This is a genomic window from Pedobacter sp. FW305-3-2-15-E-R2A2, from assembly GCF_038446955.1.
GTDB lineage: Bacteria > Bacteroidota > Bacteroidia > Sphingobacteriales > Sphingobacteriaceae > Pedobacter.
The window spans coordinates 2237505-2251087 of record NZ_CP151803.1 but is presented as its reverse complement, the minus strand read 5'-3'; the positions used below and the strand labels follow the sequence as shown (position 1 = coordinate 2251087).

The window sequence follows — 13583 nt, the reverse complement described above, 5'->3', positions numbered from 1 at the left end:
CTTTTTCATACGCTGTTGGTTTGGTTGGTTAGTTGATTGGTTAATTAGATTACTAATGCTTATTCAGATCGGATTCGCTCCTGCAAGGTCCCGCAACGCTGCTGGTTTAAATCTTTTGACCCGTTATTTCTTATCGTTTGTTATTTCTTACTCTTAATGATGATGCTTGTTCCCGAGATTTCATAGGTCGCTTTAATAGACTCACAGAGAAAATCCAGTTTGTTATATAAGCTCTGTTCAGAAAGGTCTCCCGTAAACGTATTGTTGTATAAAGCCCCGCTTTCTACCACAAAATCGATCTCATAGGTCTTTTTAAGCTGTGCGATCACCTCTGCCAATGGCGCATCATTGAAAGCAAAAGCATCTTTAACCTCGGTAACGCGCAGTTCTGCCATTACCGGTTCAGGATTGCTGACCAGCGTTTTTTCAAATACTTTCTGATCACTGATGAATACCGCTTTTTGATTAGGAGTTAAGAAAATGGCTTTATCCGTACCTAAGATTCCTTTCACAATGGCCAGTCTGCCGGAAACCGGAGAAACCTGAACTTTCCCCGTATGCACAGAAACTTCAGTTGATTTACCGGAGGCACTTGTTCTGATCATGAAACTCGTTCCAAGAACTTTGGTGATCACATCTTTACTATAGACCATAAAAGGTCTGGAAGCATCTTTACTGATCTGGAAAAATCCTGCCCCTTCCAAGGTCACTTCCCGGACATCGCGACTAAAATGAGCCGGATATTTAACTACCGCATTTTTTTCGAGGATGACAGAGCTGCCATCTTCAAAGGTAATTTTCTCGGGTTTTCCCGAAGTATTGGTACATTCTTTAACACCTTGTACAGATTGAACTGCCAGGAATGTTGGAATGCGGGTTTCTTCTTTAAAAAACACATAACCGGTGATCAGCAGAAAACCAGCAACCGCAGCAGCAATACCAGTCCACATTCCTGAAGATCGCCTGCTGTGTTTTATGAAAACAGGGCTTGCTGTTTCCGGAGTGGAGATGTCCACATGAATCCTGTCCCAAAGCTTTTGCTCCATAGTATTGATTTCCCTGGGGTTAATCTCCTCAAGGTCTTCTTTATCAAGCATTCCGTAAAGTTCTTCAACGATTCTTTTTTCCTCGTCTGTACATGTTCCCTGGAGGTATCTGTCCAATAAAAGATGAAATGCTTCTCTACTCATTATTATAGCTTTTAAACTATATGTAAGTTAAAGGCAGGCTATCCCTAAAGAAAATAAAAATATTTTCTGTTTTTATAAAAACAGGCTGAGAAGGAGGGGCAAAAAGAGGTAATCTTTCAAATGAAAACGCATCGATTTGAGGGATTGGGTGATGTGGTATTCCACCGCCTTTTCGGAGATGTTCAGCTCCCGGGAGATGTCCTTTACAGAATAGTGTTCGAGTCTGCTCAGCTTAAACACCTCTCCTGTTTTCTTGGGTAACCTGGCGATCCCATCGGTCAGGGCACCAGACAATTCATTGAGCATCAACAGGTAATCGGTGTTTTCTACCGTATCATTCTTTAGCACCTTCAGGTGATCCTGATAGTTCTCCCTTACCAGCTGAGATTTATAATGATTAATGATGCTATATTTCAAGCCTCCAAAAAGATAATTACTGATGGAACCAATGTTTACAGTCTCCCTTCTGCGCCAAAGGTCTACAAAAAGATTTTGTGTGAGTTCTTCAGCAAGCTCCTTATAATGTGTTTTTTTATAAGCCACCTGGAACACCCCTTTCCAATACCGTGTGTAAATCTCCCTGAACGCACGTTCGCTGCCGTCTTTAAAAAGAACGACCAGTTCATCATCTGTGAGGACGGAAAGGTTCATAAGGCAGTTAGGATAGTTAGTTAGTCCGGTTCTAACAAATTTAACAATAAAAGTCAAAGGGCGATAAAAAATTATCTGCACCTAACTAACAAATCACTCAGCAGGATTGACAGCCCCTGCTGAGTGACGCTAACCTAAAAGGGTAAAGACATATGTACCATTACCCGGTTTCCGGCTTTCGCTCTCCCTCCTGCGAGGTCCTGGGAACGTACATTCTGGTAATTGGCACCAAAAGAAAGGCCTTTCATTGCTACTTCTACCCCCACAACAGCGGATAAGGAATAGCCTCCGGATACTTCCACATTGTATTTATTATTTTCTACATCTTTATCGGCGGTCTCATATAAAACACCTGCATTAGGCGCTACAGTAACCACATTTGCGAGTCTGAATTTGTAATAGGCCAGCATATTTGCCGTCAGCTTATTTCCATAACGGTAATGGTATTTGTTTTCCGTATTGATCTTATAGTTCACATTTGTATTCAAACCCAGGTCATTGTAACGGATGTCATAGGCCGCATTGAGGGTAAAATCAGTGCTCGCTGTCCCCAGCTGGAAGTTATTCGGGGATTCCTGAATGGCCAGTCTTTCCGAAGGTTCATATTTTCCTGTGGGCACTTTTAGCCCTCCTCCAATCCAGACCGATTGCACCAGCAGGCGTTCTCCAAGGGTTCCACTTTTGTCCAGCAGCTTATAATAGCCCATCAGTGCAATGTCTCCAAGGCCGTTTTTAGTGCCATTGCCAGTCTGACTTTCTCTTTTATTGAAATTATAAGGTACAAAAGCCAAAATCCGAAAGCGGCTTCCGATGTTCCAGCCTCCCCAGAGCTCGGCACTCTGGTAAGTTTCATCGGCAGTGATCGGCGTCCTTTGTCCCAACGGCCCCAGATGAGTCTGTAAGCTCTTATGCTGATACCTCAACCCTATAAATCTTTTATTAAACTCGGGCAGGATCCCCAGGTAATAACTTCCTACGCCACAACCGCAAATGTCGCAGGCAAAGCTGGCAAATGTAGTGGAGCACAACAGCATCAAGCTAATTATTATTCTCTTCATCATCATTATCATTGTTGTTTGATCGTTATAAAACCTTGTTATTGTTCAGACAAAAGTTTGTTATTGATAAACTCTTCGTCATTTAAAGTGGATAAGAAAGCAGTTAGCTTTGTCTTATCATTTTCTGTTAAAGTGATTCCCCGGCGGTCTCCCTGCTGGAGTAAGGGATCCAGATTGGGGGTTGCCTGCACTTCCGAATTGTAATGTTCCAGCACGCCGCCCAGGCTCAAAAACCGCCCGTCGTGCATGTAAGGAGCGGTATAGCGCAGGTTCCTCAAAGAAGGCACCTTAAACTTATACTTATCCGTACTGATGAGGGTAGCGAGGTATAAACCCTGGTCGTTGATCGGGCTTGGCCCCAAGCCATTGTTCCGGAAAGTGCCATCGGTAAACAGGGGTTCGCTATGGCAGGAAGCACATTTCTGCTTAAACAAAGTATATCCCTCCTGTTCATCGGCTGTAAAAACAGCATTCCCCTCTTTTCTCATTACCTTATCATATTTTGAATTACTACTGACACATAGGAGCATGAACTGCGACAAAGCCTTCATAAACCTCGCAGTGCTGATCTCTTCGCTTCCAAAAGCACGCTTAAACATTTCCGTATACTTCGGCAGCTGCCGGAGTTTATTGAATACATTTTCCAGCTTCTCGTCCATTTCCTCATGCGTGGTAATGGGTGCAATGGGCTGTAAATCCAGGTCGTAAATTCCACCTCCCCACATGAACGATTTGTTCCAGGCCAGGTTCATAATCGGCGGGGAATTGCGCGTTCCCAGGCGGTCGTCTATCCCATGGCTCACGTCATGTCCGTGCTGCGTGAAAGCAGAAGATTGAATGTGACAGGAACCACAGGTGATGGTATTGTTCCGGGAGAGCCGGGGCTCATAAAACAAGGCCCTTCCCAATTCAAAGCCCTCTTTAGTGATCTTATTGTTGGCAAAATTATAGACTGGCTCCGGGAAGTTTGCAGGCTGCCGAAAGCCCAGAAAATCTGCAATCTTATCGATCACAAGGTTGTCTTTGAGGACCACATCCTTCTTACAGGCCAGAATAAAAATGCCCATCAGAAAAAGCGTTATCCAGTGTTTTTTATTCATGGCGACTAATTTTCGGTATGGTCATGTCTGAACATTTCGCTCAGGTTATTGGCAATGTTCGCACTAAAGTCACCAAACATGACGTTCGGATGCGCCGCGATACTAAAGGCATTTTTTCCGTTAAAGACTTTCATCAGGTCTACAAAGAGGTGCACATTGCTCTGACGGTCCTTCCTCACCTTCGCAATTCCGGCCGCTTTCAGGTCCAAAGTGACTGTCCTGATGTTGTTTAATGTTGGGGCATTATAACCGCCAAAACCACCAATATGGTATTTGAACTGCTTTTTACCGGAAGGGTCGCCACTTTGATCGTCAGAGATCACCGCAGAATTCCCTTCGAATTTGAAAAAGATATAGCCGTTTTGCCAGCCCCAATACATCCCACCTGAATCATGGCCACCACCATAGGCAGGATCCAGGATTCCGGTCCGCTTTTCCACCGGCATGGTACTTCTTAAACTGTCTACCCCTACGGTAAAGGTTAAGCGGGTATAATCTCCCTCCGGAACATTGACCTTGGCAAAACGGGTCGTTTTATCGGCACCATTGATCAGGAAATAGCTATCGTCCTGTTTTACGGTGTATTCCTGACCGGAAGCAGTCGCCACCTTAATGTTGCTGATGAAATATTGCAGAAAAGAAATAGAAAACTTCTCTCCTGCAGCATTGGTATATGGACTTCCGGTATTGTTAATAGAAAAAGTCCGTTCTCCGACAATATTATCAAACTCTACGGAAAAGGGGGCCAGATTTGCGGCTACAAATTCCGGAGCAGCATCTTCCTTTTTAGAACAGGCAGATAAGATCAGAAAGATACCGCCCAGCAGTATCGATTTAAAGTTTTTTAGGTTGTTCATCTTTGTTTTTTTATCATTAGAAAACCAATTTGAGGCCATTAATGGCAAGCGTATCAAAATGGATTTTCCTGTTTTTTATTGGTTATAAATGATTCGTCAGTTAATGTTCCCAGAAAAGCAATCAGCTCCTCTTTCTCGGTTTCGGTAAGCGGAATACCTATTGTCCCATGGTCCTGATAAAGGATGGGATCAACAGTCGGAGTAGCTTTTATTCCGGAATTGTAATGCTCCAGCACTTCTGCTATCGTATTGAACCTTCCATCGTGCATGTATGGTGCAGTAAGCAAGACGTTTCTCAGGGAAGGGGTTTTGAATTTTCCCAGATCGGCAGGGTTAAAACTCACCCTGAAATGACCCTGATAAATCCCCTCCTTTTCATCGCCGAAAACGACATCAAGGCCATTGTTATGGAAAGCCTGATCGGTAAATAATGCGCCCTTATGACAAGCGCTACATTTTTCGCGGTACAGGTTCATGCCATTCAGCTCTGGTATGGAAAGCATTACCTCTTTACGCAGGTATTGATCGTAGCGTGAGTTGGCAGAGATCAGCGTCCGTTGAAATTGCGACAAAGCTTTTACCACATCTGTTGACCGGATTTCTTGCTTAAAGACCCGTTTAAACCGATTCACATAATCCGGTACCGCCTTCAGTTCTGCTTCCAGTTCATAGAGGTCCTGATGCATTTCATCCTCAGCTGTAAGCGGGCCAAAAGCCTGAGATTCCAGGTTTTTAGCTCCTCCATCCCAGAAAAGTCCCTGATTTGCCCATGCCAGATTAAACAATACCGGGGCATGCCGCAACAGCGGACGTCCGGAAAAACCTTTATTGCTCAGGACTAAGCCATCCGAAAAGGCCAGTTCCTGCCGGTGACAGGAAGCACAGGAAATCCGGTTGTTACCAGATAACCTGGTGTCGTAAAAAAGCCTTCTCCCCAGCTCAATTCCTTCTTCCGTTAAAGGGTTGTCGGGATCTGTCTCGATTGGAGGAAATTCCTTTGGCAGCTGGAGCTGAACTTCATGAAGCCGTACAGGATTTTCTTCCTGCGGCGTCTCCTTTTTACAGGAAATCAGCACCGCACAGAAGAAAAGTCCGGCAGCAATACGTAGAAAAGCAGAATTGCTGGTCATGCGTTTTAGTTCAGCGATTTGATACTGAATACTTTCGTCGCATAGTTTCCTGCTACCGCAGTCATTGCAGTGGCTTGCGCCGCTCCCACGACAGGAGTCGTCATGACATCCAGTCCGTCGAGTGCTTTGGCCACATCTACATTAAGAACGAGACGACTTGATGTTGCGGCGCTGATGCTTAATGTTCTCGGCAGATCCAACGCAACAGTTTTGTAATTGGCATTGAGCCCCGTTTCTATTTTCAGTGTTTTCGAATTCTCCCCTTCCGTAACTTTACCCGTTACAGAAGTAAAAATATAGCTCGTCAGCCACATCCAGGAAACGTTCGTCATCCCGTTTAAAGGAGACAATTCTCCGGAAAGCATGCTCAGGTTATCATTGTATTTAGAATCTACACCTACCGAGAATTTTATGGCTTTATAATCCCCGGCAGGAATGTCTTTCAGCACGATATCTTCTCTTTTCGTAGCGGGATAAACGGTAGTAGGGAGGTCATTGTTAACCCCTTTCAGGTTGATCACCCCTGTTTCTTCGAGTAAATAATAAGATCCCGGAACTTTAAATTCTGCGCCTGTATTGTTTACCAGTACCACATTGCTGATCCAATACCTGAATTTATTGAAATTATAGATTTTTCCGGAAGCAGTAAAGTCGGTATTAAGGGCAAAGTCCTGATTCCCAAAGACCGCATCAAAGGTCAGGGTAGTTTTTCCATTTGCATCGATGGCATTGATGGGATCTTTATCTTTTGAGCAGGCGGTAAATAAGAGTACTGATAAGCTAAGGATGGTTAATATTTTCTTCATTTTATTTAAAAATTATGGGTCATACCGCTCCCATTCCATGGGAATGAGCTCGCAGGCAGGATTAAAAAAATTGAAAATTTTGTTTACAGCCAGTCCTCCGGTGTTGTGAAACACCAGGACATTTCCATATACAGATGATGGTCCGAAATAACGGTTATTCGCCGAAATGACGGTGATTTTCCTGATGATGAAAAAAGAAAACTAGGCTGTTAAATAAGCGGAAATGAAGAAAGCCGCGGGTGGAGGATGAAGAATTTCAGTGATACTTTCCGGCAGGTGGAAAGGTCTTTCTTTTGAAAAATCTTTCCTGATAAACCAGGCAGGAAAAACAAGCAATACATTTGACTTCATGAAGAAGGTATCTCCTGCATTTTTCTTTTGTGCTTCTCTTTCCTGCCTTTTCTCTTTTTCTTCTGCCTGTCTGAGTTTATTGGTCAGGTAACATTTACCATTGCAATGCATTTCTGGTTTGTCCCTGTTCTCGCAAAGCGTATTGGCAATGTATTGCTGATTGAGTTCAAAACCCGCATAAATGAAGACCCTGCTAAACTGAGTCAGCAGTATCATGGTCAACAAAAACATAGCGGTAAAACTCCTGAACATCATTTATTTCTTAAGGTATTTGTCCGGATTGTTTACGAAACTTTTTTTACAGCCTGCACTGCAAAAGCCATACACCACCTTATTATGTGTGTGGGTAAGGGTGCTTCCCTTTTTCACTTTCATTCCGCAAACCGGATCTCTGGCATCGGTTTTCAGGGTATCTGCCTGGGCTTGCGGAGCAGAAAACAGCTCCGGATTTCCGGAGGATTTAAAGGCCGCGCTGCTGAGTAAAAGCAGCAAGATGCAGGTGGTCAGTTTTCTCATTTCTTATACTCATTTAATAAAATATCCATGTCCTCCATGAGCTTTTTGACTTCTTTATCCAGAGTCCCATCATAGGCACCCCGAATGCGTTTTTCTTTGTCTACCAGGATGAGGTATCCCTGGTGCATAAAACCGCCGGGCGCTTTACTATCTTCCTTTGCTGCAACGATATAATTACGTTCCGCAAGGGCATAAATCTCTTCCTTAGCTCCCCAAAGGTATTCCCATTGGGTTCCTTTAACACCTAGTTTATCTGCGTATGCTTTCATTCTCGAAGGAACATCATACTTCACATCAATGGTATGAGAAGCCAGTTTCACTTCCGGATTGCCTTCATACTTTTTGTACACCTTCAATAAATTTCGGTGCATGGTCGGACAAATGGTTGGACAAGAGGTAAAAAAGAAATCCGCCACATAGATCGCTCCATTGAAGTCTTTATCCGTTACGGCCACACTATCCTGATTTAAGAGTTTAAATGCGGGAATCGTTCTAAAAACAGTATCTATCACTGTTTTACCATCAACAACCTTCTCCTGTTGTTCCATTTGCAGAAATGGCAGCCGTTTTGGCTTTTCTTTACAGCTAAAAAGAAACAAAAGAAAAAAGGAAAGACAGGTGATATTTAATCTCATTATTTTTTGAATTTACTGAGGTAAGCTTCGGACGATTTGATTTCTTTTTTGTAGAGGCTGTCGACGCGTTGAATCTTCGCTTTTTCTTCCTTGAAATATTTGACAGATTCTTCGTTTGACTTACCTGTTACATCAGGTTCAAACTTGTGCATCCAATCGTTCATGCTGTCTTCGGCCGTAGTCAGGTCCTGCAACAAGGCCTTCATCGATTCTTTTTCTTTTAAGGTATCGAGCTCAGGATATTTTGCTTTAAGCCCTTTCAGGTCTTTCAATAAGGTATCCAGCTTCATCTGGTAGTTAACGATGGCCGTTTGATCACCCATTACCAGGTCATGAAACTTCATCACTTCATCGCGTTCTTTTTTGTAATCTGCGTTTTGCGTACATGCAGCTGCTCCAAGAGCCAGCAGCACTATTCCAACTAATTTCTTCATCTTAATTTTTAAAAATATTCGGGTATGGTTAGCCATCAAATTTCCAATATGCGGCATAAGGGCAATTCAAGGGATATCAATACCCCCTTCCCTTGCCAGACATAAAAAAAATGGATGGTCTGACCCGGAGGGCCAGCAACTTCGGGACTATACGCTCAACTGCGGAGGGTGGAAAATCGCATTCAAAATAGATTGCGGCATTCCCGTAGACAGCGGAATATGAAAATGAATTTCCGCGAAGGCATATTGTTTAAATTCCAGGGCGTTGACTACGATGGCGTCCTGAATGGGTGTTTTCTGTGCTTGTCTTTCCTGTTTCTGTTCTTTGTCCTGCGCCTGCTTTAACTTATTCATTAAATAGCACTTTCCATTACAGTGAAGCTGAGGTTTATCTTTATTCACACAAAGCTCGGCAGCGATGTATTTCTCGTTCATTTCAAAACCAACGAACACAAAAGCGTTGGAGAAGTTTACCGTAAGTAAACTCAACAAAAGCAATATGGCTGTTGGTTTGATTAACATTGGCGCAAAGATAGGGAACAATTATCGGGATTTACCAGATAAAGCATAAAAAAAAGCAGGCCTGAGCCTGCTTTTCCATATATTATTTCAATATTTTTATTGGTTTCTTGTGTTCGTCAATGGCCACAAAAGAAAACTCTCCTGTAACGGCCTTTTCCCGGTCTTCAGAATACATTTGTTCAATGTAAATCTCCACTCTTACTTTCAGACTGGTATTTCCGATATGACTTACTGTGCCGATGAGCTCTACAATTGTTCCTGCAGGGATCGGTTTTTTAAAATCAATCCGGTCACTACTAACAGTTACCATGATTTGTCTGCTGAAACGGGTGGCCGTAATAAAGGCAACTTCATCCATCATGTGCATGGCTGTCCCGCCAAATAAGGTATCGTAATGATTGGTGGTATTGGGAAACACGGCTTTAAAAATGCGTGTTTCCGACGCTTTAATTTTATCTTCTACTGTCATTTATTTTTCTTTAATCACTCATTCCAGGGGAAAATCTATTTCCCTCTCAGTTTGCCCCATTTTAAATAGGTAGCACCCCATGAGAATCCTGCTCCAAAAGCCGTTAATAAAAGTTTATCACCGTATTTGAAGTCATCTTTAAAATCCCATAAGCACAATGGAATCGTTGCTGCGGTGGTATTTCCGTACCTGCCGATGTTCACTTTCACCTGTGATTCTGTAAGGTTCAATTGCTCCCCTACGGCCTGAATGATCCTTAAATTTGCCTGGTGAGGAATCAGATAGTTGATTTGTTTAATGTCAAGGTCATTTGCCCTCAGGATCTCTCTGCAAGTATCCGTCATGCCTTGAATCGCTGCTTTAAATACCACGCGGCCATCCTGACGAACATAATGCAAGTTCTGATCCAATGTATCCTGCGATGCAGGATATTTGGAACCTCCGGCAGTAACGATCAGGTTTTCCTTCCCGCTGCCATCTGTTCTGAAATAACTATCTATTAATCCTACTTCTTCTTCTGTTTGTTCCAATAAAACTGCTCCGGCACCATCTCCAAAAAGAATACAGGTATTGCGGTCTTTATAGTTGACGATCGAGCTGTTTTTATCAGCACCAATCACGACTACACGTTTGCAACGTCCGCTTTCGATCATGCTTGCCCCAAGAGTCAAAGCATAAAGGAAACCGCTGCAGGCAGCATTGGTATCTATTCCCCAGGCATTCTTTAATCCTGCTTTTTCACACACCATACTTCCGGTAGAGACCATTACATAGTCTGGCGTAGAAGTGGATACAATCACACAGTCAATTTCGTCAGGGTGTACATTTCCATCTTCAAGCAATCTTTTCAAGGCATTTGTTGCCAGGTCAGAAGTGGCCACATTGGCATCGTTCACGATTCTTCTCTCCCTGATCCCGGTTCTGGAAACGATCCATTCATCATTCGTTTCCACCATTTTTTCCAGGTCCTTGTTGCTCAAAACAGTTTCCGGAACATAACCACCAACTCCGGTTATCACCGCATTTTTACGTATTCTCATTCTGTGTGCTGTATCTATTAAAACAGGCAAGCGTACCACTTGCCTGTTTGATTTTTTTTTACAAAGTTACAGCTTCTTCAACATATTCCCGCAGTACTTTTGCAGCAGCGACCATTTCTGTCAATGCTTTTTTTGTTTCGTCCCAATGTCTGGTCTTCAAACCGCAATCCGGATTTACCCAAAGTTGTGCCGAAGGGATCACTGAGCGTGCCTTTTCCAACAGAAAAACCATCTCTTCTTTGGCTGGAACACGAGGCGAATGAATGTCGTAAACCCCTGGTCCTATTTCATTTGGATATTTGAAGTCCGCAAAAGCATCCAGCAATTCCATTTGTGAACGGGAACATTCAATCGTGATGACATCCGCATCCATGTCTGCGATATTTTGAATAATGTCATTAAATTCAGAATAGCACATATGGGTATGAATTTGTGTTTCATCCTGTACGCCACTGGCAGAAATGCGGAAAGCACGTACTGCCCAGCGCAAATAATTCTGCCAATCGGCCTTTCTCAAAGGCAAACCTTCGCGAATTGCAGGCTCATCAATCTGAATAATTTTTATTCCTGCGCTTTCCAGATCCAGCACCTCATCTCTGATGGCCAATGCAATCTGGGTACAGGTTTCGGAACGTGGCTGATCATTGCGCACAAAAGACCATTGCAAAATCGTAACCGGTCCGGTTAACATGCCTTTCACCCATTTCTCCGTCAGCGATTGCGCAAAAGACGACCACCTGATGGTCATTGGTGCAGGGCGATGAACGTCTCCATAAATGATAGGCGGTTTCACACACCTGCTTCCATAACTTTGGACCCATCCATTTTTAGTAAACGTAAATCCAGCCAGCTGCTCACCGAAGTATTCCACCATGTCATTGCGTTCAAATTCTCCATGAACAAGTACATCAATCCCTGTTTCTTCCTGGAAAAGGATTGTTTCTTTGGTTTCCTTTTCAATCAATGCATCATATTCTTCCTGGCTCAGTTCTCCTTTTTTGAACTTTGCCCTCCAGCTTCTTACTTCTGCAGTTTGCGGAAAGGAACCGATGGTAGTGGTTGGGAAGGAAGGTAATTTCAAGGCTTCTTTTTGAGCAACACTTCTTAGTGCATAGGGATTTAAGCGCTGCTCATCTTTTTCAGTAACCCCTGATACCCTTTGCTTTACGCCAGGGTTATGGATCAAAGTAGATGTTTTCCTGTTGCTATTGGCTTGTACATTACTTTCCAGCTGTGTCTGGGCCTGGGCATCGCCTTCTGCCAATTGCTTTAAAATCACCAGCTCTTCTACCTTCTGCTTCGCAAAAGATAGCCATTGTTTGATCTCCGGCGTTAGTGTAGCCTCATTCGTTTCCAGATCAAGGTCACATGGTGAATGGATCAGAGAACAAGAAGGACTAATGATCAGACGGTTTACACCAATCTTCTCTTTTGCGGTTTCAATCAATTGCAAGGATGCACGAAAATCATTTTTCCAGATGTTCCGGCCATCAACCACACCGATAGAAAGGACAAGCCTAGCAGGAATTACGGCTAAAACAGTCGACAATTGTTCCGGATTTCTCACAAGATCGATATGTAAAGCATGTACAGGAAGTCCAACCGCCAGTTCTGTATTGTCTTTTAAAGCTTCGAAATAAGTAGCCAGAAGCGTTTTAAGTCTGGGAAACTGTTTTTTGATTTCAGCATACACATATTTAAATGCCGCTTTATCTTTCTCTGTCAGGTCTAAAGAAAGAAAGGGCTCATCAAACTGTACCCATTCTACCTGTTGTTCTTCCAGTTTTTTAAGAATCTCTATGTAGACTGGCAACAGGTTTTTGATCAGGTCAATCCGATCAAACCCAGCTTCTTTCTCTTTACCTAACAATAAATAAGATACCGGGCCAATCAGCACTGGCTTGGTTTGAATGCCCAGTCTTTTGCTCTCCTGATATTCATCCAGTAATTTAGTGGAGAACAGTTTGAACTGTTGATCTTTGGTAAATTCCGGTACGATATAATGGTAATTGGTATCAAACCATTTGGTCATTTCCATGGCAGTGATGTCCAGTCCTTCTTTTTGATAACCTCTGGCCATCGCAAAGTAAAGGTCCAGCTCTGTATTTGACTTGTTGAGAATCACCTCATGGTAGCGCTTAGGAATGGCACCTACGGTAAGGGACAAATCCAATACCTGATCATAAAATGAGAAGTCGTTGGAAGGAATCAAGTCGATTCCTTTCTCTTTTTGCAGCTCCCAGTTCTGCTGGCGGATGTTTTTCCCTACCTGTACCAGATTTTGAATGGTACTTTTCCCTGCCCAAAATTGCTCACAGGCTTTTTTGAGTTCTCTGTTACTACCTATACGCGGGTAGCCTAGATTGTTTGTTAGCATTGTCTTGCTTTTTAATTGATGAAAAGATCAGTTAAAAGTTCTTTGCTGAAATCGCAATGCTGACGGAAAGAAGGAAAAGGAAAAATAAATGTACAGACACACGCCTTCCGAAGAAGGTATGTATTGGATATACACCTACCTGACCCATGCTTCAGATCGCGAAAGCAATGTCAATTCGGTAAAGGCAGGTCTCCTGACTTGTAACATTTTTACCATCCTTCCCATTCCTGGATTGGAACAGTGGATATTCTTGGGTAAAAACCTTTTTGTGTTACTTACAGTTGCGCGACAGCTCGTGATTTACACACGATTCCCTATTAATCTACAGCTAAGTAAAACCTCTTCCGGTTGATGATGAAATAAAGTAAAGAACTTATCAGAACAAAGGTAAGGAAAAATCCAGCTCCCCTGGTATACCTTAACGGGAGCATCGGATTTCCAGATATT

General features: G+C 43.1%; 15 protein-coding genes and 1 riboswitch. All 15 genes read right to left on the bottom strand.

Going from position 1 to position 13583, the window contains the following annotated elements; all coding sequences use genetic code 11:
* Positions 1–140 precede the first annotated feature (140 nt).
* The 15 genes from AAFF35_RS09355 to metE all read right to left on the bottom strand — a co-directional run bounded on the left by AAFF35_RS09355 (position 141) and on the right by metE (position 13136).
* On the bottom strand, positions 141–1190 hold the full coding sequence (locus AAFF35_RS09355; protein ID WP_342332174.1) for a FecR domain-containing protein: 1050 nt from the start codon (positions 1188–1190) through the stop codon (positions 141–143).
* A 72-nt stretch (positions 1191–1262) separates the two neighbouring features.
* Positions 1263–1841, bottom strand: a complete 579-nt coding sequence (locus AAFF35_RS09350) for a sigma-70 family RNA polymerase sigma factor (RefSeq protein WP_342332173.1) — start codon at positions 1839–1841, stop codon at positions 1263–1265.
* Between the two features lie 134 nt (positions 1842–1975).
* The gene (locus AAFF35_RS09345; RefSeq protein ID WP_342332172.1) at positions 1976–2899 is read right to left on the bottom strand and encodes a transporter; all 924 of its coding nucleotides are present in this window, start codon (positions 2897–2899) and stop codon (positions 1976–1978) included.
* A gap of 38 nt (positions 2900–2937) precedes the next feature.
* A complete protein-coding gene (locus tag AAFF35_RS09340) occupies positions 2938–3999 on the bottom strand; it encodes a cytochrome c peroxidase (RefSeq protein ID WP_342332171.1) in 1062 nt (353 codons plus the stop codon).
* Between the two features lie 5 nt (positions 4000–4004).
* On the bottom strand, positions 4005–4856 hold the full coding sequence (locus tag AAFF35_RS09335; protein WP_342332170.1) for an MbnP family protein: 852 nt from the start codon (positions 4854–4856) through the stop codon (positions 4005–4007).
* A gap of 53 nt (positions 4857–4909) precedes the next feature.
* Entirely contained in the window at positions 4910–5986 is a 1077-nt protein-coding gene (locus AAFF35_RS09330; protein ID WP_342332169.1) for a cytochrome c peroxidase, read from the bottom strand.
* A 5-nt stretch (positions 5987–5991) separates the two neighbouring features.
* Positions 5992–6792 (bottom strand): MbnP family protein, encoded by an 801-nt coding sequence (locus tag AAFF35_RS09325; protein ID WP_342332168.1) that lies wholly within the window; start codon positions 6790–6792, stop codon positions 5992–5994.
* A 201-nt stretch (positions 6793–6993) separates the two neighbouring features.
* Positions 6994–7359 carry a hypothetical protein gene (locus tag AAFF35_RS09320; protein ID WP_342332167.1) on the bottom strand — a complete coding sequence of 122 codons (366 nt, stop codon included), beginning with the start codon at positions 7357–7359 and terminating at the stop codon, positions 6994–6996.
* Between the two features lie 39 nt (positions 7360–7398).
* Positions 7399–7659, bottom strand: a complete 261-nt coding sequence (locus AAFF35_RS09315) for a YHS domain-containing protein (protein WP_342332166.1) — start codon at positions 7657–7659, stop codon at positions 7399–7401.
* A complete protein-coding gene (locus AAFF35_RS09310) occupies positions 7656–8294 on the bottom strand; it encodes an SCO family protein (protein WP_342332165.1) in 639 nt (212 codons plus the stop codon). The genes AAFF35_RS09315 and AAFF35_RS09310 overlap by 4 nt, the downstream gene beginning before the upstream one ends.
* A complete protein-coding gene (locus AAFF35_RS09305) occupies positions 8294–8728 on the bottom strand; it encodes a hypothetical protein (protein WP_342332163.1) in 435 nt (144 codons plus the stop codon). Before AAFF35_RS09305 ends, AAFF35_RS09310 begins: the two co-directional genes overlap by 1 nt.
* A 147-nt stretch (positions 8729–8875) precedes the next feature.
* On the bottom strand, positions 8876–9250 hold the full coding sequence (locus tag AAFF35_RS09300) for a hypothetical protein (RefSeq protein WP_342332162.1): 375 nt from the start codon (positions 9248–9250) through the stop codon (positions 8876–8878).
* An 82-nt stretch (positions 9251–9332) separates the two neighbouring features.
* Positions 9333–9719 (bottom strand): acyl-CoA thioesterase, encoded by a 387-nt coding sequence (locus tag AAFF35_RS09295; RefSeq protein ID WP_073234650.1) that lies wholly within the window; start codon positions 9717–9719, stop codon positions 9333–9335.
* Positions 9720–9754: 35 nt separating this feature from the next.
* Positions 9755–10759 (bottom strand): beta-ketoacyl-ACP synthase III, encoded by a 1005-nt coding sequence (locus AAFF35_RS09290; RefSeq protein WP_342332160.1) that lies wholly within the window; start codon positions 10757–10759, stop codon positions 9755–9757.
* Positions 10760–10817: 58 nt separating this feature from the next.
* Positions 10818–13136 (bottom strand): 5-methyltetrahydropteroyltriglutamate--homocysteine S-methyltransferase, encoded by a 2319-nt coding sequence (gene metE, locus AAFF35_RS09285; protein ID WP_342332159.1) that lies wholly within the window; start codon positions 13134–13136, stop codon positions 10818–10820.
* 165 nt (positions 13137–13301) lie between these two features.
* A riboswitch (cobalamin riboswitch) is annotated at positions 13302–13494 on the bottom strand.
* Positions 13495–13583 lie beyond the last annotated feature (89 nt).

Excerpts from the sequence above, each read along its gene's own strand:
- AAFF35_RS09325 (WP_342332168.1), bottom strand. The coding sequence starts at position 6,792 with ATGAAGAAAATATTAACCATCCTTAGCTTATCAGTACTCTTATTTACC.
- AAFF35_RS09305 (WP_342332163.1), bottom strand. The coding sequence starts at position 8,728 with ATGAAGAAATTAGTTGGAATAGTGCTGCTGGCTCTTGGAGCAGCTGCA.
- AAFF35_RS09295 (WP_073234650.1), bottom strand. The coding sequence starts at position 9,719 with ATGACAGTAGAAGATAAAATTAAAGCGTCGGAAACACGCATTTTTAAA.
- AAFF35_RS09350 (WP_342332173.1), bottom strand. The coding sequence starts at position 1,841 with ATGAACCTTTCCGTCCTCACAGATGATGAACTGGTCGTTCTTTTTAAA.
- AAFF35_RS09335 (WP_342332170.1), bottom strand. The coding sequence starts at position 4,856 with ATGAACAACCTAAAAAACTTTAAATCGATACTGCTGGGCGGTATCTTT.
- AAFF35_RS09320 (WP_342332167.1), bottom strand. The coding sequence starts at position 7,359 with ATGATACTGCTGACTCAGTTTAGCAGGGTCTTCATTTATGCGGGTTTT.
- AAFF35_RS09300 (WP_342332162.1), bottom strand. The coding sequence starts at position 9,250 with ATGTTAATCAAACCAACAGCCATATTGCTTTTGTTGAGTTTACTTACG.
- metE (WP_342332159.1), bottom strand. The coding sequence starts at position 13,136 with ATGCTAACAAACAATCTAGGCTACCCGCGTATAGGTAGTAACAGAGAA.
- AAFF35_RS09315 (WP_342332166.1), bottom strand. The coding sequence starts at position 7,659 with ATGAGAAAACTGACCACCTGCATCTTGCTGCTTTTACTCAGCAGCGCG.
- AAFF35_RS09345 (WP_342332172.1), bottom strand. The coding sequence starts at position 2,899 with ATGAAGAGAATAATAATTAGCTTGATGCTGTTGTGCTCCACTACATTT.
- AAFF35_RS09290 (WP_342332160.1), bottom strand. The coding sequence starts at position 10,759 with ATGAGAATACGTAAAAATGCGGTGATAACCGGAGTTGGTGGTTATGTT.
- AAFF35_RS09330 (WP_342332169.1), bottom strand. The coding sequence starts at position 5,986 with ATGACCAGCAATTCTGCTTTTCTACGTATTGCTGCCGGACTTTTCTTC.
- AAFF35_RS09355 (WP_342332174.1), bottom strand. The coding sequence starts at position 1,190 with ATGAGTAGAGAAGCATTTCATCTTTTATTGGACAGATACCTCCAGGGA.
- AAFF35_RS09340 (WP_342332171.1), bottom strand. The coding sequence starts at position 3,999 with ATGAATAAAAAACACTGGATAACGCTTTTTCTGATGGGCATTTTTATT.
- AAFF35_RS09310 (WP_342332165.1), bottom strand. The coding sequence starts at position 8,294 with ATGAGATTAAATATCACCTGTCTTTCCTTTTTTCTTTTGTTTCTTTTT.